The organism is Pseudomonas fulva NBRC 16637 = DSM 17717 (assembly GCF_000730565.1).
Classification (GTDB): Bacteria; Pseudomonadota; Gammaproteobacteria; order Pseudomonadales; family Pseudomonadaceae; genus Aquipseudomonas; species Aquipseudomonas fulva.
In genome coordinates this window covers 122,529-142,552 of sequence record NZ_BBIQ01000012.1, presented here as the reverse complement: position 1 = coordinate 142,552, position 20,024 = coordinate 122,529, and the positions used below count along the sequence as shown (strand labels likewise).

Annotated in this window: 33 protein-coding genes; all 33 read left to right on the top strand. The window is 56.4% G+C overall.

Going from position 1 to position 20,024, the window contains the following annotated elements:
- Positions 1–76 precede the first annotated feature (76 nt).
- The 33 genes from rpsL (at position 77) to PFU01S_RS13645 (ending at position 19,866) form a co-directional block, all read left to right on the top strand.
- Positions 77–448 (top strand): 30S ribosomal protein S12, encoded by a 372-nt coding sequence (gene rpsL / locus PFU01S_RS13805; RefSeq protein ID WP_003255492.1) that lies wholly within the window; start codon positions 77–79, stop codon positions 446–448.
- Between the two features lie 106 nt (positions 449–554).
- Positions 555–1,025: a 30S ribosomal protein S7 gene (gene rpsG, locus PFU01S_RS13800; protein ID WP_003246741.1), complete on the top strand. Its 471-nt coding sequence runs from the start codon at positions 555–557 to the stop codon at positions 1,023–1,025.
- A 30-nt stretch (positions 1,026–1,055) separates the two neighbouring features.
- Entirely contained in the window at positions 1,056–3,200 is a 2,145-nt protein-coding gene (gene fusA / locus PFU01S_RS13795) for an elongation factor G (protein ID WP_023535524.1), read from the top strand.
- Between the two features lie 31 nt (positions 3,201–3,231).
- Complete coding sequence (gene tuf / locus PFU01S_RS13790; protein WP_038411791.1) at positions 3,232–4,425, top strand: elongation factor Tu; 1,194 nt, start codon at positions 3,232–3,234, stop codon at positions 4,423–4,425.
- 141 nt (positions 4,426–4,566) lie between these two features.
- On the top strand, positions 4,567–4,878 hold the full coding sequence (rpsJ, locus tag PFU01S_RS13785) for a 30S ribosomal protein S10 (RefSeq protein ID WP_003186070.1): 312 nt from the start codon (positions 4,567–4,569) through the stop codon (positions 4,876–4,878).
- 80 nt (positions 4,879–4,958) lie between these two features.
- Positions 4,959–5,594 (top strand): 50S ribosomal protein L3, encoded by a 636-nt coding sequence (gene rplC, locus PFU01S_RS13780; protein ID WP_003257089.1) that lies wholly within the window; start codon positions 4,959–4,961, stop codon positions 5,592–5,594.
- A 12-nt stretch (positions 5,595–5,606) separates the two neighbouring features.
- Positions 5,607–6,209, top strand: coding sequence for a 50S ribosomal protein L4 (gene rplD / locus PFU01S_RS13775; RefSeq protein ID WP_003255485.1), 603 nt, complete (start codon positions 5,607–5,609; stop codon positions 6,207–6,209).
- Positions 6,206–6,505 (top strand): 50S ribosomal protein L23, encoded by a 300-nt coding sequence (gene rplW / locus PFU01S_RS13770; RefSeq protein WP_003255484.1) that lies wholly within the window; start codon positions 6,206–6,208, stop codon positions 6,503–6,505. The genes rplD and rplW overlap by 4 nt, the downstream gene beginning before the upstream one ends.
- Before the next feature lie 14 nt (positions 6,506–6,519).
- Positions 6,520–7,344 carry a 50S ribosomal protein L2 gene (gene rplB / locus PFU01S_RS13765; RefSeq protein WP_027915105.1) on the top strand — a complete coding sequence of 275 codons (825 nt, stop codon included), beginning with the start codon at positions 6,520–6,522 and terminating at the stop codon, positions 7,342–7,344.
- A gap of 16 nt (positions 7,345–7,360) precedes the next feature.
- Entirely contained in the window at positions 7,361–7,636 is a 276-nt protein-coding gene (gene rpsS, locus PFU01S_RS13760) for a 30S ribosomal protein S19 (protein WP_003255482.1), read from the top strand.
- A gap of 11 nt (positions 7,637–7,647) precedes the next feature.
- Positions 7,648–7,980, top strand: coding sequence for a 50S ribosomal protein L22 (rplV, locus tag PFU01S_RS13755; protein ID WP_003103908.1), 333 nt, complete (start codon positions 7,648–7,650; stop codon positions 7,978–7,980).
- Positions 7,981–7,993: 13 nt separating this feature from the next.
- Positions 7,994–8,680 (top strand): 30S ribosomal protein S3, encoded by a 687-nt coding sequence (rpsC, locus tag PFU01S_RS13750; RefSeq protein WP_023535026.1) that lies wholly within the window; start codon positions 7,994–7,996, stop codon positions 8,678–8,680.
- A 12-nt stretch (positions 8,681–8,692) separates the two neighbouring features.
- Positions 8,693–9,106, top strand: coding sequence for a 50S ribosomal protein L16 (rplP, locus tag PFU01S_RS13745; RefSeq protein WP_003255479.1), 414 nt, complete (start codon positions 8,693–8,695; stop codon positions 9,104–9,106).
- Complete coding sequence (gene rpmC / locus PFU01S_RS13740) at positions 9,106–9,297, top strand: 50S ribosomal protein L29 (protein WP_002555481.1); 192 nt, start codon at positions 9,106–9,108, stop codon at positions 9,295–9,297. The genes rplP and rpmC overlap by 1 nt, the downstream gene beginning before the upstream one ends.
- Positions 9,298–9,299: 2 nt before the next feature.
- A complete protein-coding gene (gene rpsQ / locus PFU01S_RS13735; protein WP_023534981.1) occupies positions 9,300–9,566 on the top strand; it encodes a 30S ribosomal protein S17 in 267 nt (88 codons plus the stop codon).
- 23 nt (positions 9,567–9,589) lie between these two features.
- Entirely contained in the window at positions 9,590–9,958 is a 369-nt protein-coding gene (gene rplN, locus PFU01S_RS13730; RefSeq protein WP_002555479.1) for a 50S ribosomal protein L14, read from the top strand.
- Between the two features lie 11 nt (positions 9,959–9,969).
- Complete coding sequence (gene rplX, locus PFU01S_RS13725) at positions 9,970–10,284, top strand: 50S ribosomal protein L24 (protein ID WP_003255476.1); 315 nt, start codon at positions 9,970–9,972, stop codon at positions 10,282–10,284.
- Between the two features lie 20 nt (positions 10,285–10,304).
- On the top strand, positions 10,305–10,844 hold the full coding sequence (rplE, locus tag PFU01S_RS13720) for a 50S ribosomal protein L5 (protein ID WP_023535025.1): 540 nt from the start codon (positions 10,305–10,307) through the stop codon (positions 10,842–10,844).
- Between the two features lie 13 nt (positions 10,845–10,857).
- Positions 10,858–11,163: a 30S ribosomal protein S14 gene (gene rpsN / locus PFU01S_RS13715; RefSeq protein WP_023534988.1), complete on the top strand. Its 306-nt coding sequence runs from the start codon at positions 10,858–10,860 to the stop codon at positions 11,161–11,163.
- A 209-nt stretch (positions 11,164–11,372) separates the two neighbouring features.
- The gene (gene rpsH, locus PFU01S_RS13710) at positions 11,373–11,765 is read left to right on the top strand and encodes a 30S ribosomal protein S8 (protein WP_008089805.1); all 393 of its coding nucleotides are present in this window, start codon (positions 11,373–11,375) and stop codon (positions 11,763–11,765) included.
- A gap of 12 nt (positions 11,766–11,777) precedes the next feature.
- Positions 11,778–12,311 (top strand): 50S ribosomal protein L6, encoded by a 534-nt coding sequence (gene rplF, locus PFU01S_RS13705; RefSeq protein ID WP_009681972.1) that lies wholly within the window; start codon positions 11,778–11,780, stop codon positions 12,309–12,311.
- Positions 12,312–12,321: 10 nt separating this feature from the next.
- The gene (rplR, locus tag PFU01S_RS13700) at positions 12,322–12,672 is read left to right on the top strand and encodes a 50S ribosomal protein L18 (RefSeq protein WP_008089801.1); all 351 of its coding nucleotides are present in this window, start codon (positions 12,322–12,324) and stop codon (positions 12,670–12,672) included.
- Positions 12,673–12,675: 3 nt separating this feature from the next.
- Positions 12,676–13,176 (top strand): 30S ribosomal protein S5, encoded by a 501-nt coding sequence (gene rpsE, locus PFU01S_RS13695; RefSeq protein WP_003255465.1) that lies wholly within the window; start codon positions 12,676–12,678, stop codon positions 13,174–13,176.
- Between the two features lie 2 nt (positions 13,177–13,178).
- Complete coding sequence (rpmD, locus tag PFU01S_RS13690) at positions 13,179–13,355, top strand: 50S ribosomal protein L30 (protein WP_023535007.1); 177 nt, start codon at positions 13,179–13,181, stop codon at positions 13,353–13,355.
- Positions 13,356–13,358: 3 nt separating this feature from the next.
- The gene (gene rplO, locus PFU01S_RS13685) at positions 13,359–13,793 is read left to right on the top strand and encodes a 50S ribosomal protein L15 (RefSeq protein WP_023535012.1); all 435 of its coding nucleotides are present in this window, start codon (positions 13,359–13,361) and stop codon (positions 13,791–13,793) included.
- The gene (gene secY / locus PFU01S_RS13680; protein WP_003257108.1) at positions 13,794–15,125 is read left to right on the top strand and encodes a preprotein translocase subunit SecY; all 1,332 of its coding nucleotides are present in this window, start codon (positions 13,794–13,796) and stop codon (positions 15,123–15,125) included. It abuts the gene before it with no gap.
- A gap of 28 nt (positions 15,126–15,153) precedes the next feature.
- Positions 15,154–15,270: a 50S ribosomal protein L36 gene (rpmJ, locus tag PFU01S_RS13675; protein WP_002555468.1), complete on the top strand. Its 117-nt coding sequence runs from the start codon at positions 15,154–15,156 to the stop codon at positions 15,268–15,270.
- Between the two features lie 131 nt (positions 15,271–15,401).
- A complete protein-coding gene (gene rpsM / locus PFU01S_RS13670; RefSeq protein ID WP_009681976.1) occupies positions 15,402–15,758 on the top strand; it encodes a 30S ribosomal protein S13 in 357 nt (118 codons plus the stop codon).
- Positions 15,759–15,776: 18 nt separating this feature from the next.
- Entirely contained in the window at positions 15,777–16,166 is a 390-nt protein-coding gene (gene rpsK / locus PFU01S_RS13665; RefSeq protein WP_003255454.1) for a 30S ribosomal protein S11, read from the top strand.
- A gap of 15 nt (positions 16,167–16,181) precedes the next feature.
- Positions 16,182–16,802 (top strand): 30S ribosomal protein S4, encoded by a 621-nt coding sequence (gene rpsD / locus PFU01S_RS13660; protein WP_003257114.1) that lies wholly within the window; start codon positions 16,182–16,184, stop codon positions 16,800–16,802.
- Positions 16,803–16,824: 22 nt separating this feature from the next.
- Positions 16,825–17,826 (top strand): DNA-directed RNA polymerase subunit alpha, encoded by a 1,002-nt coding sequence (locus tag PFU01S_RS13655; protein WP_003255452.1) that lies wholly within the window; start codon positions 16,825–16,827, stop codon positions 17,824–17,826.
- 42 nt (positions 17,827–17,868) lie between these two features.
- On the top strand, positions 17,869–18,255 hold the full coding sequence (rplQ, locus tag PFU01S_RS13650; protein WP_003255451.1) for a 50S ribosomal protein L17: 387 nt from the start codon (positions 17,869–17,871) through the stop codon (positions 18,253–18,255).
- Between the two features lie 171 nt (positions 18,256–18,426).
- A complete protein-coding gene (locus PFU01S_RS13645) occupies positions 18,427–19,866 on the top strand; it encodes a catalase (protein WP_027915106.1) in 1,440 nt (479 codons plus the stop codon).
- The last annotated feature ends 158 nt before the right edge of the window (positions 19,867–20,024 follow it).

Here is a 20,024-nt window from a genome sequence, read left to right as displayed (position 1 = left end):
GGTGAGGCTCCGTCTCGCCAATTTTTGGCTTTCTTGCAAGACAATAGAGTCGCAAGACAATCAGTGGAGCTAGTAGATGGCAACTATCAACCAGCTGGTACGTCAGCCGCGTAAGCGTTCGGTCGAGAAGTCCGACGTTCCTGCGCTGCAGAACTGCCCGCAACGTCGTGGCGTGTGCACCCGTGTGTACACCACCACGCCGAAAAAACCTAACTCGGCACTGCGTAAAGTATGCCGTGTGCGTCTGACCAACGGTTTCGAGGTTTCCTCGTACATCGGCGGTGAAGGCCACAACCTGCAAGAGCACAGCGTCGTCCTGATCCGTGGCGGCCGTGTAAAAGACTTGCCAGGTGTTCGTTACCACACCGTTCGCGGCTCTCTGGATACCTCGGGCGTTAAAGGCCGTAACCAGGGTCGTTCGAAGTACGGTACCAAGCGTCCGAAGTAATCGGCCGTTTGCAGACATCCATTTTTTTGAGTCGATAAGAGTAAGGTCGGGCGGGGGTCGTAGACCCAGGTCCCGGGCTAACCTGAAGACCGTTTGAGGGCTTATCATGCCAAGACGTCGTGTAGCAGCAAAACGTGAGATCCTTGACGATCCTAAGTACGGATCGCAGATTCTCGCCAAGTTCATGAACCACGTGATGGAAAGCGGCAAGAAGGCCGTAGCCGAGCGCATCGTTTATGGTGCCCTGGATACCGTCAAAGCACGCAAGAACAGCGACCCCCTGGAAATCTTCGAGAAAGCTCTCGACGCCATCGCTCCGCTGGTCGAAGTTAAGTCCCGTCGTGTCGGCGGTGCCACTTACCAGGTTCCGGTTGAAGTTCGTCCATCCCGTCGTAACGCTCTGGCAATGCGCTGGCTCGTAGACTACGCCCGTAAGCGCGGCGAGAAGTCGATGGCCCTGCGCCTGGCCGGTGAACTGCTGGATGCTGCCGAAGGCAAGGGTGCTGCAGTGAAGAAGCGTGAAGACGTTCACCGTATGGCTGAAGCCAACAAAGCGTTCTCGCACTACCGCTTCTAATTCAAGCATCAATCACTTTGCGAGGGCTTTATGGCTCGTACTACAGCAATTAACCGCTACCGTAACATTGGTATCTGTGCCCACGTTGACGCGGGCAAGACCACCACTACCGAGCGGATCCTGTTCTACACAGGTCTGAGCCACAAGATGGGCGAGGTGCACGACGGCGCCGCGACCACCGACTGGATGGTGCAGGAGCAGGAGCGCGGTATCACCATTACCTCCGCTGCCGTGACCACCTTCTGGAAAGGTTCTGTTGGTCAGTACGACAACTACCGCGTAAACGTCATCGATACCCCCGGCCACGTTGACTTCACCATTGAAGTAGAACGTTCGCTGCGCGTACTCGACGGCGCGGTCGTTGTGTTCTGCGGCACCTCCGGTGTCGAGCCTCAGTCCGAAACCGTATGGCGTCAAGCCAACAAGTACGGTGTTCCACGTGTTGTTTACGTGAACAAGATGGACCGTGCCGGTGCCAACTTCCTGCGCGTCGTAGGTCAGATCAAGAACCGTCTGGGTCACACCCCGGTTCCGGTTCAGCTGGCCATCGGTTCGGAAGATAACTTCCAGGGTCAGGTCGACCTGATCAAGATGAAGGCTATCTACTGGAACGACGACGACAAGGGCACCACCTACCGCGAGGAAGAAATTCCTGCGGACATGCTTGAGCTGGCTGAAGAGTGGCGCAACAACATGGTTGAAGCTGCCGCTGAAGCCAACGAAGAGCTGATGAACAAGTACCTGGAAGGCGGTGAGCTCACCGTTGACGAGATCAAGGCAGGCCTGCGCGCGCGCACCCTGGCCAGCGAAATCGTTCCAGCTGTTTGCGGTTCGTCGTTCAAGAACAAGGGTGTTCCCCTGGTTCTCGACGCCGTCATTGACTACCTGCCTGCTCCTACCGAGATTCCTGCCATCCAGGGTATCAACCCGGACGACAAGGATCTGGACAAGGAAGACCCGGCGGTTCGTAAAGACGAGCGTCACGCCGACGACAACGAGCCGTTCTCGGCTCTGGCGTTCAAGATCGCGACCGACCCGTTCGTAGGTACTCTGACCTTCGTTCGCGTCTACTCGGGTGTTCTGAGCTCCGGCGACTCCGTGATCAACTCGGTCAAAGGCAAGAAAGAGCGCGTTGGTCGTATGGTGCAGATGCACGCCAACCAGCGTGAAGAGATCAAGGAAGTGCGCGCTGGCGACATCGCCGCTCTGATCGGCATGAAAGACGTGACCACCGGTGAAACCCTGTGCAACGCCGATCATCCAATCATCCTTGAGCGTATGGACTTCCCGGAGCCGGTAATCTCCCTGTCCGTCGAGCCGAAAACCAAGGCCGACCAGGAGAAGATGGGTATCGCACTGGGCAAGCTGGCCCAGGAAGACCCGTCGTTCCGCGTCAAGACCGACGAAGAAACCGGCCAGACCATCATCTCCGGTATGGGTGAACTGCACCTGGACATCCTCGTTGACCGCATGAAGCGCGAATTCAACGTCGAAGCCAACATCGGTAAGCCTCAGGTTTCGTACCGCGAGAAGATCACCAAGTCCAACGTCGAGATCGAAGGCAAATTCGTTCGTCAGTCGGGTGGTCGTGGTCAGTTCGGTCACTGCTGGATCCGTTTCTCGGAGCCGGAAGTGGACGAGAAAGGCAACATCACCGAAGGTCTGGTGTTTACCAACGAAGTCGTTGGTGGTGTGATTCCGAAGGAATTCATCGCCCCGATCCAGAAGGGTATCGAAGAGCAGATGAAGAACGGCGTCGTTGCCGGCTATCCTCTGATCGGCCTGAAGGCCACGGTATTCGACGGTTCGTACCACGACGTCGACTCCAACGAAATGGCGTTCAAGATCGCTGCATCGATGGCAACCAAGCAGCTGGCCCAGAAGGGCGGCGGCGTGGTTCTCGAGCCGATCATGAAGGTCGAAGTTGTAACCCCGGAAGACTACCTGGGTGACGTGATGGGTGACCTGAACCGTCGTCGTGGTCTGGTACAGGGTATGGATGAGTCGGTCTCTGGCCGCGTCGTCCGCGCTGAAGTTCCGCTCGGGGAAATGTTCGGTTACGCGACCGACGTTCGTTCCATGTCTCAGGGTCGCGCAAGCTACTCCATGGAATTCTCCAAGTACGCTGAAGCTCCGTCGAACATCGTCGAAGCTCTCATTAAAAAACAAGGCTGATTCAGCCCCTTTAGGCTAGGAGTTCACTGTCGTGGCTAAAGAAAAATTTGATCGTTCCCTTCCCCACGTTAACGTCGGCACTATCGGCCACGTTGACCACGGTAAGACCACTCTGACCGCAGCTCTGACTCGCGTCTGCTCCGAAGTATTCGGTTCGGCAGTCGTTGAGTTCGACAAGATCGACTCGGCTCCGGAAGAAAAAGCGCGCGGTATCACCATCAACACCGCTCACGTTGAGTACAACTCGACCATTCGTCACTACGCTCACGTTGACTGCCCAGGTCACGCTGACTACGTGAAGAACATGATCACCGGTGCTGCCCAGATGGACGGCGCGATCCTGGTTTGCTCGGCCGCCGATGGTCCGATGCCACAAACCCGTGAGCACATCCTGCTGTCCCGTCAGGTTGGCGTTCCGTACATCGTGGTCTTCCTGAACAAGGCTGACCTGGTAGACGACGCTGAGCTGCTGGAACTGGTCGAGATGGAAGTTCGCGACCTGCTGTCCACCTACGACTTCCCAGGCGACGACACCCCGATCATCATCGGTTCGGCTCGTATGGCGCTGGAAGGCAAAGACGACAACGAAATGGGCACTACCGCTGTTAAGAAGCTGGTAGAAACTCTGGATTCCTACATCCCTGAGCCAGTTCGTGCCATCGACCAGCCTTTCCTGATGCCGATCGAAGACGTATTCTCGATCTCGGGTCGTGGTACCGTTGTAACCGGTCGTATCGAGCGTGGTATCGTCCGCGTTCAGGATCCGCTGGAAATCGTTGGTCTGCGTGACACCACCACCACCACCTGCACCGGTGTTGAGATGTTCCGCAAGCTGCTGGACGAAGGCCGTGCTGGCGAGAACTGCGGCGTTCTGCTGCGTGGTACCAAGCGTGACGACGTTGAGCGTGGCCAGGTTCTGGTCAAGCCAGGTTCGGTCAAGCCGCACACCAAGTTCACCGCAGAAGTCTACGTTCTGTCGAAAGAAGAAGGCGGTCGTCACACTCCGTTCTTCAAAGGCTACCGTCCTCAGTTCTACTTCCGTACCACTGACGTGACCGGTAACTGCGAACTGCCGGAAGGCGTTGAAATGGTAATGCCAGGTGACAACATTCAGATGACTGTTACCCTGATCAAGACCATCGCAATGGAAGACGGTCTGCGCTTCGCTATCCGTGAAGGCGGTCGTACCGTCGGCGCCGGCGTCGTAGCCAAAATCATCGAGTAATCACTCGACCGATTGAAAAGGCCCCCGCTCAGCGGGGGCTTTTTTTATTGGGTTGACACCAAATGGGGGCATCTATAGAATCACGCCTCCTTTTAGCGGGCGTAGTGCGTCCGTTGGGAACAGCCTGGAGTCTGAAATCCAATGCAAAATCAGCAAATCCGTATCAGGTTGAAGGCTTTCGACCATCGCCTGATCGACCAATCCACCCAGGAAATCGTGGAAACCGCGAAACGTACTGGTGCACAAGTGCGTGGTCCAATTCCACTGCCTACCCGCAAAGAGCGTTTCACCGTTCTGGTCTCCCCGCACGTCAACAAAGACGCGCGTGATCAGTACGAGATTCGCACTCATAAGCGTGTTCTGGACATCGTCCAGCCAACGGATAAAACCGTTGACGCGCTGATGAAGCTTGATCTGGCGGCAGGTGTGGAAGTACAGATCAGCCTCGGCTAAGACTTCGGTCTGGTCGTGTAACGCTCTGAAATGGGCGGCCATAGCGGGTGAAAGCCCCGTACACTCATGAGGTTTACAACATGACTATTGGTGTAATCGGTCGCAAGTGCGGTATGACCCGCATTTTCACCGAAGAAGGTGTCTCCATTCCGGTCACGGTCATTGAGATCGAGCCGAATCGCGTCACCCAGTTCAAAACTGAAGAAACCGATGGCTACCGTGCAGTGCAAGTCACTGTCGGCGAGCGTCGTGCTTCGCGCGTGACTGCCGCTCAGGCAGGCCACTTTGCCAAGGCCAACGTTGCTGCTGGTCGCGGTGTTTGGGAGTTCCGTCTTGAAGAAGGCGATTTCCAGGCTGGCGATCTGATCAAAGCTGAACTCTTCACTGCAGGCCAGCTGGTAGACGTTACTGGTCAGTCCAAAGGTAAAGGCTTCGCCGGTACCATCAAGCGCTGGAACTTCCGTGGCCAGGACAACACCCACGGTAACTCCGTGTCGCACCGTGTCCCAGGTTCCATCGGCCAGTGCCAGACTCCTGGTCGTGTGTTCAAGGGCAAGAAGATGTCCGGTCACATGGGCGCCGAGCGCGTGACTGTTCAGTCCCTGGAAGTTGTTCGCGTAGACGCTGAGCGCAACCTGTTGCTGGTCAAGGGTGCCGTTCCAGGCGCTACTGGCGGCGACGTGGTTGTACGTCCAGCTGTCAAGGCTCGCGGTTAAGGGGAAACTGACATGCAACTTAATGTAAATGACGCTCAGGCGATCGAAGTTTCCGAACTGACTTTCGGTGGCGAATTCAACGAGACGCTGGTACACCAAGCAGTCGTGGCCTACATGGCCGGCGGCCGTCAGGGCACCAAGCAGCAAAAGACCCGTTCCGACGTGGCTGGTGGCGGTAAGCGCCCATGGCGTCAGAAGGGTACTGGCCGTGCTCGTGCTGGTACCACTCGTGGTCCGATCTGGCGTGGCGGTGGTGTAACCTTCGCAGCTCGCCCTCAAGATCACTCGCAGAAGCTCAACAAGAAGATGTATCGCGCAGCTCTGCGCTCCATCCTCGCTGAGCTGGTGCGTAGCGACCGTCTGGTCGTGGTTCAGGACTTCGCTGTTGAAGCACCGAAAACCAAAGATCTGCTGAACAAGCTGAACGGCATGGGTCTGAGCGATGTGTTGATCGTTTCCGACGCTGTTGATCAGAACCTGTACCTGGCTGCTCGTAACCTGCCGCACGTCGACGTTCGTGACGTACAAGGTTCCGACCCGGTCAGTCTGATCGCATACGAGAAAGTGTTGATCACTGTCTCGGCCGTGAAGAAATTCGAGGAGCTGCTGGGATGAACCAGGAACGCGTATTCAAAGTCCTCCTTGGCCCGCACGTTTCCGAGAAGGCTACCGTTCTGGCTGAGAAGAAAGGCCAGTTCGTATTCAAGGTTGCTACTGACGCAACCAAGCTGGAAATCAAGAAAGCTGTCGAAGGCCTGTTCAACGTAAAAGTTGAAAACGTGTCGACCGTTAACGTTCTGGGTAAAACCAAGCGTACCGCACGTGGTCTGGGCAAGCGTAATGACTGGAAGAAGGCGATCGTCTCCCTTCAGCCAGGCCAAGATCTCGATTTCAGCAGCAGTGCTGAGTAAGGAAGGGGTGCATCATGGCAATCGTTAAATGCAAACCGACTTCCCCTGGCCGCCGTTTCGTGGTCAAGGTGGTCAACAAGGAGCTGCATAAAGGCGCTCCTCACGCACCGCTGCTCGAGAAAAAATCGAAGTCTGGTGGTCGTAACAACAATGGCCGCATCACTACGCGTCACGTAGGTGGTGGTCATAAGCAGCATTACCGTCTGGTCGACTTCCGTCGCAACGACAAAGATGGCATCCCAGCCACTGTCGAGCGTATCGAATACGATCCAAACCGTACTGCTCACATCGCCCTGCTGTGCTACGCAGACGGTGAGCGTCGCTACATCATCGCCCCTAAAGGCGTGAGCGCTGGCGACCAGCTGATCGCAGGTGCCCTGGCCCCAATCAAGGCCGGTAACTCCCTGCAGCTGCGCAACATTCCAGTAGGTAGCACCATTCACGGCATCGAACTGAAGCCGGGTAAAGGTGCACAGATCGCTCGTTCCGCTGGTGCTTCGGCTCAGCTGATCGCTCGTGAAGGTGTCTACGTGACCCTGCGTCTGCGCTCTGGTGAAATGCGTAAAGTCCTGGCTGAGTGCCGTGCGACCCTGGGCGAAGTCTCGAACTCCGAGCACAGCCTGCGTTCGCTGGGTAAAGCTGGTGCCAAACGCTGGCGCGGCGTTCGCCCAACCGTTCGTGGTGTTGCCATGAACCCGGTTGACCACCCACATGGTGGTGGTGAAGGTCGTACCTCCGGTGGTCGTCATCCGGTATCGCCATGGGGCTTCCCAACCAAGGGTGCTAAAACCCGTGGTAATAAGCGTACCGACAACATGATCGTCCGTCGTCGCAAGTAACTAGAGGGATACGACAGTGCCACGTTCTCTGAAAAAAGGTCCTTTTATCGATCTTCACCTCTTGAAGAAGGTCGAAGTGGCGGTGGAGAAGAACGATCGCAAACCAGTTAAAACCTGGTCGCGTCGCTCGATGATCCTGCCACAAATGGTCGGTCTGACCATCGCGGTTCACAACGGTCGCCAGCATGTTCCAGTTCTCGTGAACGAAGACATGGTCGGCCACAAACTGGGCGAGTTCGCCGGTACCCGCACCTATCGCGGGCACGTGGCTGACAAGAAAGCCAAGCGTTAAGGGGTAAGGAAATGGAAGTAGCCGCTAAGTTGTCGGGCGCTCGAATCTCCGCCCAGAAAGCCCGCTTGGTCGCCGACCAGATCCGCGGGAAGAAGGTGGGCGAAGCGCTCAACCTGTTGGCCTTCAGCAGCAAAAAAGCCGCTGAAATCATGAAGAAAGTCCTCGAGTCGGCCGTAGCCAACGCCGAACACAACGAAGGCGCAGACGTTGATGACCTGAAGGTCTCCACCGTCTTCGTCAACGAAGGGCGTTCGCTGAAGCGCATCATGCCACGTGCCAAAGGCCGTGCTGATCGCATCGTCAAGCGGTCTTGCCATATCACTGTCAAGGTTGCGGACAAGTAACGGAGTCGATCAGATGGGTCAGAAAGTACATCCCACTGGCATTCGCCTGGGAATCGTCAAGGAGCACACCTCCGTCTGGTACGCAGACGGTGCTACTTACGCAGATTACCTGTTGAAGGATCTGAAAACGCGTGAGTACCTCCACGACAAACTAAAAAGCGCGTCCGTAAGCCGTATCGATATTCATCGTCCGGCTCAAACTGCACGCATCACCATCCACACCGCTCGTCCAGGTATCGTTATCGGGAAGAAAGGTGAAGATGTCGAGAAGCTGCGCCAGGACCTGACCAAGCAGATGGGTGTGCCTGTGCACATCAACATCGAAGAGATCCGCAAGCCGGAACTCGACGCCATGCTGGTTGCGCAAAGCGTAGCTCAGCAGCTGGAACGCCGCGTTATGTTCCGTCGCGCCATGAAGCGCGCCGTACAGAACGCCATGCGTATTGGTGCCAAGGGCATCAAGATCCAGGTGAGCGGTCGTCTCGGCGGCGCTGAGATTGCTCGTACCGAGTGGTATCGCGAAGGTCGTGTGCCTCTGCACACCCTGCGTGCCGATATCGACTACAACACCTACGAAGCTCACACCACTTACGGTGTGATCGGTGTGAAGGTTTGGATTTTCAAAGGCGAAGTTATTGGTGGTCGCCAAGAAGAACTGAAACCACAAGCACCAGCGCCTCGTAAAAAAGCTGCTAAGTAAGGGGTACGCCAAATGTTGCAACCTAAGCGTACAAAATTCCGCAAGCAGATGACTGGCCACAACCGTGGTCTGGCACTGCGCGGTAGCAAAGTCAGCTTCGGCGAATTCGCCCTGAAAGCTGTTGCTCGCGGTCGCCTCACCGCCCGCCAGATCGAGTCCGCACGTCGTGCGCTGACCCGTCACGTAAAACGTGGCGGCAAGATCTGGATCCGTGTATTCCCGGACAAGCCGATCTCCAAGAAACCTCTCGAGGTTCGTATGGGTAAAGGTAAGGGTTCCGTTGAGTACTGGGTTGCCCAGATCCAGCCAGGCAAAGTCCTGTACGAGATCGAGGGTGTTTCTGAAGAGCTGGCGCGCGAAGCTTTCGCTCTGGCCGCTGCGAAGCTGCCTCTCGCCACCTCCTTTGTTAAGCGGACGGTGATGTGATGAAAGCGAATGAACTTCGTGAAAAATCCGCACAGCAACTGAACGAGCAACTGCTCGGCTTGCTGCGCGACCAGTTCAATCTGCGTATGCAGAAAGCAACTGGCCAGTTGGGGCAGTCGCACCTGCTCTCGCAAGTCAAGCGTGACATCGCTCGCGTGAAGACTGTGCTCAACCAGCAGGCAGGTAAGTGATCATGGCTGAAGCTGAAAAAACCGTCCGTACGCTGACTGGCCGTGTCGTCAGCGACAAAATGGACAAGACCATCACCGTTCTGATCGAGCGTCGCGTTAAGCACCCGATCTACGGTAAATACGTTAAGCGTTCGACTAAGCTGCACGCGCACGACGAAACCAATCAGTGCAAGATCGGCGACAAGGTTTCCATTACCGAAACCCGTCCGCTGGCCAAGACCAAGTCCTGGGCACTGGTTGAAGTCCTCGAACGCGCTGTTGAAGTCTAAGGGCTAGGGGTCGGAGAAATTTTATGATTCAGACTCAATCCATGCTCGATGTGGCCGATAACAGCGGCGCTCGTCGCGTCATGTGCATCAAGGTGCTCGGCGGTTCTCACCGCCGTTACGCCGGCATCGGTGACATCATCAAAGTTACCGTCAAGGAAGCAATTCCGCGCGGTAAGGTCAAAAAAGGCCAAGTGATGACTGCTGTTGTCGTGCGCACCCGTCACGGTGTTCGTCGCGCTGACGGTTCCATCATTCGTTTCGACGGCAACGCTGCTGTTCTGCTGAACAACAAGCAAGAGCCGATCGGCACTCGCATCTTCGGGCCAGTGACCCGTGAACTTCGTACTGAGAAGTTCATGAAGATCGTCTCGCTCGCCCCTGAAGTGCTGTAAGGAGATCCGACATGCAAAAGATTCGTCGTGACGACGAGATCATCGTGATCGCCGGCAAAGACAAAGGTAAGCGCGGTAAGGTGCTGAAGGTTCTCGCTGACGACCGTCTGGTCATCGGTGGTGTGAACCTGGTCAAGCGTCATACCAAGCCTAACCCGATGGCGGGCGTTCAGGGCGGTATCGTCGAAAAAGAAGCGCCTCTGCACGCTTCCAACGTTGCCATCTTCAACGGTGAAACCAACAAGGCTGACCGCGTTGGTTTCAAAGTAGAAGACGGTAAGAAAATTCGTGTCTTCAAGTCGACCCAAAAAGCGGTTGATGCTTGAACACTGCTAGGTAGAAGACCATGGCACGACTGAAAGAGATTTACCGGAACGAGATCGCTCCTAAGCTTAAGGATGAACTTAAGCTGTCGAACGTGATGGAAGTTCCGCGCGTTACCAAAATCACCCTGAACATGGGTCTGGGCGAAGCGATCGGTGACAAGAAGGTCATCGAGCACGCTGTTGCCGACCTGGAAAAGATCACCGGTCAAAAGCCGGTCGTGACTTTCGCTCGCAAATCCATCGCTGGCTTCAAAGTCCGCGAAGGCTGGCCGATCGGCGTCAAGGTGACCCTGCGTAGCGACAAGATGTACGAATTCCTGGACCGCCTGCTGGCGATCTCCCTGCCTCGGGTTCGCGACTTCCGCGGCCTGAATGCCAAGTCCTTCGACGGTCGTGGCAACTACAGCATGGGCGTGAAAGAGCAGATCATCTTCCCGGAAATCGACTACGACAAGATCGATGCTCTGCGCGGTTTGGACATCACCCTGACCACCACTGCTCGTTCGGACGACGAAGGCCGCGCTCTGCTGCGTGCTTTCAAGTTCCCGTTCCGCAACTGATTGGAGTAGGAAAATGGCCAAGAAGAGCATGAAAAACCGTGAGCTGAAGCGTCAGCAAACGGTAGCCAAGTACGCTAAAAAGCGCGCTGAGCTGAAAGCGACCATCGTCAATCTGAACGCCTCTCCTGAAGAGCGTTTCGCTGCCGTTGTCGCTCTGCAGAAGCAGCCTCGCGATGCTAGCGCTGCACGCCTGCGCAACCGTTGCCGCCTGACCGGTCGTCCTCACGGTGTATACCGTAAGTTCGGCCTGGGCCGTAACATGCTGCGTCAAGCGGCAATGCGTGGCGACGTACCAGGTCTGGTCAAGGCCTCCTGGTAATCGCTGCAGGTTGAGTCGTCGGCGTAGGGGGTTAATCTTCCGACCGCCGGTGACGCTTCCCACGAACAAGCCCCTACATGGGGCTTGTTTCGTTTCTGGCTTGTGTCTAGAATGACCGGCTCACCTGAGCCTGGGCTTCTTGCCCTGCCTGTTCAGGTGGTTGTGATAGCCGCAAGGCTAATAATTCTTGTATCAGGAGCATCTAGCCCATGAGTATGCAGGACCCGTTAGCGGACATGCTAACTCGCATCCGTAATGCCCAGATGGCTGAAAAGTCCGTCGTAAGCATGCCTTCCTCCACCCTGAAGGTCGCGGTTGCCAAAGTTCTGAAAGATGAAGGTTACATCGCTGGTTACCAGGTAACTGGTGAAGCCAAGCCTTCCCTGTCGATCGAACTCAAGTACTTCGAAGGCCGTCCGGTCATCGAGGAACTGAAGCGCTCCAGCCGTCCAGGCCTGCGCCAGTACAAGTCCGTCACAGATCTGCCGAAAGTACGTGGCGGCCTGGGCGTGTCTATCGTCTCCACCAACAAAGGTGTGATGACTGACCGCGCTGCGCGCGCTGCCGGTGTCGGCGGCGAAGTTCTGTGCACAGTGTTCTAAGGGGAGATAGGCATGTCTCGCGTCGCTAAGAACCCCGTTAAGCTGCCAGCAGGCGTCGAAGTAAAATTCGCCGGCCAGCAGCTTTCGGTGAAGGGTGCCAAGGGCACTCTCGAACTGAACGTTCACTCGTCTGTTGAAGTTACCGAAGAGTCCGGCGAACTGCGCTTCGTCGCTCGCAACGGTGATCAGCAAGCTCGCGCCATGGCCGGTACTACCCGCGCTCTGGTGAACAACATGGTCCAAGGCGTAAGCCAAGGCTTCGAGCGCAAGCTCCAGCTGGTCGGTGTTGGTTACAAGGCACAGGCAAAAGGCACCGTCCTGAACCTGGCTCTGGGCTTCTCGCATCCAGTGGACTACGAACTGCCAGCCGGTATCACCGCAGAAACCCCAAGCCAAACCGACATCCTGATCAAGGGTATCGATAAGCAGCTGGTGGGTCAGGTGGCCGCTGAAATCCGCGATTTCCGTCCGCCAGAGCCTTACAAAGGCAAGGGTGTGCGTTACGCGGACGAAGTAGTCCGTCGTAAAGAAGCCAAGAAGAAGTAGGGCCTAGCAAATGACCGACAAAAAAGTTACTCGACTGCGTCGCGCTCGCAAAGCACGTCTCAAGATGCACGAACTCGAAGTCGTGCGCCTGTGCGTGTTCCGCTCCTCGCAGCATATCTACGCCCAGGTCATTTCGGCCGACGGCAGCAAGGTTCTGGCAAGCGCCTCGACCTTGGACAAAGACCTGCGTGATGGCGCCACTGGCAACATCGACGCGGCCACTAAGGTTGGCAAGCTGGTAGCTGAGCGTGCGAAAGCCGCCGGTGTATCTCAAGTTGCCTTTGACCGTTCCGGCTTCAAGTACCATGGCCGCGTCAAAGCGCTGGCTGATGCTGCTCGTGAAGGCGGGCTGGAGTTCTAAGTTATGGCAAATAACGATCAAAAGCGCGACGAAGGCTACATCGAGAAGCTGGTTCAAGTTAACCGCGTTGCCAAAACCGTAAAAGGCGGCCGTATCTTCACCTTCACCGCGCTGACCGTGGTGGGTGATGGCAAGGGTCGTGTTGGCTTCGGCCGTGGCAAGTCGCGCGAAGTACCTGCCGCGATCCAGAAAGCCATGGAAGCTGCTCGTCGCAACATGATTCAGGTAGACCTGAAGGGCACCACTCTGCAGTACGCCACCAAGGCCGCCCACGGCGCCTCGAAGGTTTACATGCAGCCTGCCTCGGAAGGTACCGGTATCATCGCCGGTGGCGCAATGCGTGCTGTCCTGGAAGTTGCTGGTGTTCAGAACGTTCTGGCCAAGTGCTACGGTTCGACCAACCCAGTGAACGTGGTTTACGCCACCTTCAAGGGTCTGAAAGCCATGCAATCTCCTGAATCCATTGCTGCCAAGCGCGGCAAGAGCGTCGAGGAGATCTTCTGATCATGGCAACCGTTAAAGTAACGCTGATCAAAAGCACCGCCGGCCGTCTGCCTAACCACATTCTGTGCGTTAAAGGCCTGGGTCTGCGTCGCATCGGTCACACTGTAGAAGTCCAAGATACTCCCGAGAACCGCGGGATGATCAACAAGGCTTACTACATGCTGAAGGTCGAGGGTTAATCAATGAAACTCAATGATCTGAGTCCAGCGCCGGGTTCCCGTCGCGAGAAGCATCGTCCGGGCCGTGGTATCGGTAGCGGTTTGGGTAAGACTGGTGGCCGTGGTCACAAAGGTCAGACCTCCCGTTCCGGTGGCACCATCGCTCCGGGCTTCGAAGGCGGTCAACAGCCGCTGCACCGTCGTCTGCCGAAGTTCGGCTTCGTTTCCCTGAAAGCCATGGACCGCGCAGAAGTGCGTCTGTCCGAGTTGGCCAAAGTGGACGGCGACGTGATCTCCGTGCAATCCCTGAAGGATGCCAACGTGATCGGCCAGAACGTACAGCGTGTGAAAATCATGCTGTCTGGCGAAGTCACTCGCGCAGTCACCATCAAGGGTATCGCAGCCACCAAGGGTGCGCGTGCGGCTATCGAAGCAGCTGGCGGCAAGTTCGAGGAATAAATGGCTAAGCAAGGTGCTCTCTCTTCGCTCGGTAAGGGCGGGATGTCGGAACTCTGGGCTCGTCTGCGCTTTCTGTTCATGGCGATCATCGTCTATCGGATAGGTGCGCATATCCCGGTTCCCGGCATCAATCCGGACCGTCTGGCGGATCTGTTTCGGCAGAATGAGGGGACCATTCTTAGCTTGTTCAACATGTTTTCCGGTGGCGCGCTTGAGCGCATGAGCATCTTTGCATTGGGGATCATGCCGTACATTTCGGCATCGATCATCATGCAGCTGATGACCGCGGTCAGTCCGCAACTGGAGCAGTTGAAGAAGGAAGGTGAAGCTGGCCGTCGCAAGATCAGCCAGTACACCCGCTACGGCACCGTTATCCTGGCGCTGGTCCAAGCCATTGGCATGTCCATTGGCCTGGCCAACCAGGGCGTGGCGTTTTCTGTAGGCCTCGGCTTCCATGTCGTTGCCGTCTCCACCTTTGTGGCAGGCGCAATGTTCATGATGTGGCTGGGCGAGCAGATCACCGAGCGCGGTGTGGGCAACGGTATCTCGATGTTGATTTTCGCAGGTATCGTTGCCGGTCTTCCGAGAGCAATCGGGCAGTCTTTCGAGTCTGCACGCACGGGTGATATCAACATTTTCGCCCTGGTCGCTATCGGTTTGCTGGCAGTAGCGATCATCGGTTTCGTGGTGTTCATCGAGCGTGGTCAGCGGCGTATTGCCGTTCATTACGCCAAGCGCCAGCAGGGCCGCAAGGTCTTCGCTGCGCAGACCAGCCACTTGCCGCTGAAGGTGAACATGGCGGGGGTTATCCCGGCCATCTTCGCGAGCAGCATCTTGCTGTTTCCGGCTTCGCTGGGTGCCTGGTTCGGTCAGTCCGAAGGTATGGGCTGGCTGCAGGACATCTCGCAGTCGATCGCTCCTGGTCAGCCGTTGAACATTCTGCTGTTTAGTGCAGGGATCATTTTCTTCTGCTTCTTCTACACAGCATTGATGTTCAATCCGAAAGACGTAGCGGAAAACCTGAAGAAGTCCGGTGCCTTTATTCCGGGTATCCGTCCTGGTGAGCAGTCGGCGCGCTACATTGATGGCGTTCTGACTCGTCTGACCATGTTCGGTGCTCTTTACATGATGGCCGTCTGCCTTCTGCCCCAGTTCCTGGTGGTGGCAGCAAATGTGCCGTTCTACCTTGGCGGGACCTCGTTGCTGATTGTGGTAGTGGTTGTGATGGACTTCATGTCCCAAGTACAATCGCACCTCGTTTCGCACCAGTACGAATCCCTGATGAAGAAAGCCAACCTGAAAGGCTACGGTGGCAGCGGTTTGCTGCGCTGATAAGCCCCTAAGGTTCGAGGAGTCGGTAATGAAAGTTCGTGCATCGGTGAAAAAGCTGTGCCGCAACTGCAAGATCATCCGTCGCGAAGGCGTCGTACGAGTGATTTGCAGCGCGGAACCGCGTCACAAACAGCGCCAAGGCTGAGTGTGATTCGCGCTTCAAACCCAGCAGCTAGTGTGCTGCTGGGTTGATTATTTGTTTCTACAGCGATATTATCTCGCGCCCTATTTCTTGGCTTCCGGGGCGTAGGTAGCTGTCAATTGGAGTCCCACTGAATGGCCCGTATTGCAGGCGTTAACATTCCAGATAACAAGCATACTGTTATCTCGCTGACCTACATCTATGGTGTCGGTCGCACTACTGCACAGAAAATCTGTGTAGATGCTGGTGTAAATCCAGCCGCTAAGATCAAGGATCTGAGCGACGAGCAAATCGAAACCCTGCGTGGCGAAGTCGCGAAGTTCACCACCGAAGGTGACCTGCGCCGTGACGTAAACATGAAGATCAAGCGCTTGATGGACCTGGGTTGCTACCGCGGCCTGCGTCATCGTAAAGGTCTGCCGGTTCGCGGTCAGCGCACCAAGACCAACGCACGCACCCGTAAGGGCCCGCGTAAGCCGATCCGCAAGTAATCGCCCAGGAATATAGACATGGCAAAACCTGCTGCTCGTCCTCGTAAAAAAGTCAAAAAGACAGTGGTTGATGGCATCGCCCACATCCACGCTTCTTTTAACAACACCATCGTGACCATCACCGACCGTCAGGGCAATGCTTTGTCCTGGGCGACCTCCGGTGGTTCGGGTTTCCGTGGTTCGCGCAAATCCACCCCGTTCGCAGCCCAGATCGCTGCTGAGCGTGCTGGTCAAGCTGCGCTGGAATACGGTCTGAAGAACCTCGACGTAAACGTCAAGGGTCCAGGTCCAGGTCGTGAGTCCGCCGTTCGTGCATTGAACAGCTGCGGCTACAAGATCGCCAGCATCACCGACGTGACGCCAATCCCGCATAACGGGTGCCGTCCGCCGAAGAAGCGTCGCGTGTAATCAGGAGACAGATAAATGGCACGTTACATTGGTCCAAAATGCAAACTGTCTCGTCGTGAAGGCACCGATCTGTTCCTGAAGAGCGGCGTTCGCGCTCTGGAATCGAAGTGCAACATCGAAGCAGCCCCAGGTATCCACGGCCAGCGCCGTGGCCGTCAGTCCGACTACGGTACCCAGCTGCGCGAGAAACAAAAAGTCCGTCGTATCTACGGTGTTCTGGAGCGTCAGTTCCGCGGTTACTACCAGGCCGCTGCCTCGAAAAAAGGCGCAACCGGTGAGAACCTGCTGCAACTGCTCGAGTGCCGTCTGGATAACGTCGTTTACCGTATGGGCTTCGGCTCGACTCGTTCCGAGTCCCGTCAGCTGGTTTCGCACAAAGCGATCAGCGTCAACGGTAAGACTGTAAACATTCCATCCTACCAAGTTCGTCCGGGTGACGTGGTCGCGGTTCGTGAGAAGTCGCTGAACCAGCTGCGCATTGTTCAAGCCCTTGAACTGTGTGCCCAGCGTGGCCGCGTTGAGTGGGTTGACGTGGATGCTGCCAAAAAGTCGGGCGTTTTCAAGAACGTTCCTGCTCGCAGCGACCTGTCTGCCGACATCAACGAAAACCTGATTGTCGAGCTCTACTCCAAGTAAGGGCTAGAAAATAGGTGCATCCATGCAGATTTCGGTAAATGAGTTCCTGACTCCCCGCCACATTGATGTGCAGGTAGTCAGTCCGACCCGCGCCAAGATCACGCTCGAGCCTCTCGAGCGTGGCTTCGGCCATACCCTGGGCAACGCGCTGCGCCGCATCCTGTTGTCCTCCATGCCTGGCTGTGCAGTAGTCGAGGCCGAGATCGATGGCGTACTCCACGAGTACTCCGCGATCGAAGGTGTACAGGAAGATGTCATTGAAATCCTGTTGAACCTGAAAGGCCTGGCTATCAAACTGCACGGTCGTGACGAAGTTACGCTGACCTTGTCGAAAAAGGGTTCGGGGGTGGTTACCGCTGCCGATATTCAGCTGGATCACGATGTCGAGATCGTCAACCCCGATCACGTAATCGCGAACCTGGCGTCGAATGGCGCCCTGAACATGAAGCTCACTGTAGCTCGTGGTCGCGGTTACGAGCCGGCCGACTCCCGTCAGACCGACGAAGACGAAAGCCGTAGCATTGGCCGTCTGCAGTTGGACGCTTCGTTCAGCCCTGTGCGTCGTATCGCCTATGTGGTCGAAAACGCACGTGTTGAACAGCGTACCAACTTGGACAAGCTGGTCATTGATCTGGAAACCAACGGCACCCTGGATCCTGAAGAGGCTATCCGCCGCGCTGCGACCATCCTGCAACAGCAGTTGGCCGCGTTCGTCGACCTCAAAGGTGACAGTGAGCCTGTCGTAGTCGAGCAGGAAGACGAGATCGATCCGATCCTGCTACGTCCGGTTGACGACCTGGAACTGACTGTACGTTCGGCCAACTGCCTGAAGGCGGAGAACATCTACTACATCGGCGACCTGATTCAGCGTACCGAAGTAGAGCTGTTGAAGACTCCTAACCTTGGCAAGAAGTCCCTGACTGAAATCAAGGACGTCCTGGCCTCTCGTGGTCTGTCTCTCGGCATGCGCCTCGACAACTGGCCGCCTGCAAGTCTTAAGAAGGACGACAAGGCGACCGCCTGATCGTCGTAATCACCGAACGTAGTGTTTGGTAAGGAATGAATCATGCGTCATCGTAAAAGTGGACGTCACCTGAGCCGCACCAGCTCTCACCGCAAGGCTATGTTCCAGAACATGGCAGTGTCGTTGATCGAGCACGAGCTGATCAAAACCACCCTGCCGAAAGCCAAGGAACTGCGTCGCGTTGCCGAGCCGCTGATCACCCTGGCCAAGGAAGACAGCGTTGCCAACCGTCGTCTGGCTTTCGACCGTACCCGTTCGAAGTCCGCTGTTGGTAAACTGTTCAACGATCTGGGCAAGCGCTACGCCACCCGTCAGGGCGGCTACCTGCGCATCCTGAAGTGCGGTTTCCGCGCTGGCGACAACGCGCCAATGGCGTACGTCGAGCTGGTTGATCGTCCAGTCGGTGGTGCTGTAGAAGCTGCCGAGTAAGACGTTTTGTCTGCTACAAAGAACCGGGCCTAGTGCCCGGTTTTTTGTATTTCAGGTTATTAAAACTATCTATCACATTCAGTAATTCAATAAATTTCCAGGTGGGGCCAATTCTGCTGATAATCCTCTCAAGCCGATAAACAGGCATTTGAGACTGATCGAGGAGAGCCCATGAGCAAAACGCTTACTACCGCCAGCGGTGCCCCTGTAGCGGACAACCAGAACTCCCGTACCGCAGGTCAACGCGGTCCACTGCTGCTCGATGATTTCCACCTGATCGAGAAGCTGGCGCATTTCAACCGCGAAAACATCCCTGAGCGACGTGTGCATGCCAAAGGCTCTGGTGCCTACGGTACGTTCACGGTGACGCGCGACATTACTCACCTCACCAGTGCGAAACTGTTTGAGCAAATTGGCAAGCAGACCGAAACGTTTCTGCGATTTTCCACGGTAGGTGGGGAGCGTGGCTCGGCCGACACAGAGCGTGACCCACGAGGGTTTGCGGTCAAGTTCTATACGGAAGAAGGCAACTGGGACATCGTCGGCAATAACACGCCGGTGTTCTTCATCCGTGATCCACTGAAGTTTCCAGACTTCATTCACACGCAAAAACGCCATCCTCAGACCAATCTGAAAAATGCCCAGATGATGTGGGACTTCTGGTCTCATTCGCCGGAAGCGCTGCACCAGGTCACGATCTTGTTTTCGGACCGCGGTATCCCCGACGGTTATCGGCATATGCACGGCTTCGGCAGCCATACCTACAGCTTGATCAGCGCCGACGGTCAGCGTACGTGGGTCAAATGGCACTTCAAGACCCAGCAGGGCATCAAGAACCTGGCGCCTGCTGAAGCTGCGCGTCTGGCCGGCACCGATCCGGATTACGCCCAGCGCGACCTGTACGAGGCCATCGAGCGTGGCGACCACCCGCGCTGGACGGTGTGCATTCAGGTCATGGCTGAAGCAGAGGCCGCGAACCGTTCCGAAAATCCGTTCGACGTGACCAAGACCTGGTCGCAGAAAGATTACCCGCTGATCGAAGTGGGTGTACTGGAGCTCAACCGCAACCCACTGAACTACTTCGCCGAAGTCGAGCAGGCTGCATTCGGTCCGAGCAACATGGTGCCTGGGGTGGGGCTGTCACCTGATCGCATGCTGCAAGGCCGCGTGTTCGCCTATGCCGATGCGCACCGCTATCGGGTAGGCACCAACCATCAGCAATTGCCGGTGAATGCTCCCCGGTGTGCTGTCAACAGCTACCAGCGTGATGGCTCGATGGCGCTGGGTACCTACGGTGGGGCACCCAATTATGAGCCCAACAGCTACGCGGATGCTCCCAAGCAATCGCCGCGTCATGGTGAGCCTGGGCTTGCGCTGAATGGTTTGGCCGACCGGTATGATCATCGCGAGGACACCGATTACTTCAGCCACGCGGGCGCCCTGTTCCGGCTGATGAGCCAGGCGCAGCAGGAGCTACTGGTCAACAACATTGCGGGGGCCATGTCCGGAGTTACCGACGATGTCATCCAGCGTCAATTGCAATACTTCTTCAAAGCCGATCCCGCTTACGGGGCAGGTGTCGCAAAGGCGCTTGGGATGAATATCGCCTAAGTCGAAGTGATAAGAATAACCGCCCTCATTTGGGCGGTTTTTCAATGAATATCACTACCGTTTGCCCGATTTTTTCCAGTGAGTCGCGCGGTTTTCAGTGACCAAGCGCACAACGTGGTTCACACTATGCGGCATACACGCTTTCACATGGAGAACCC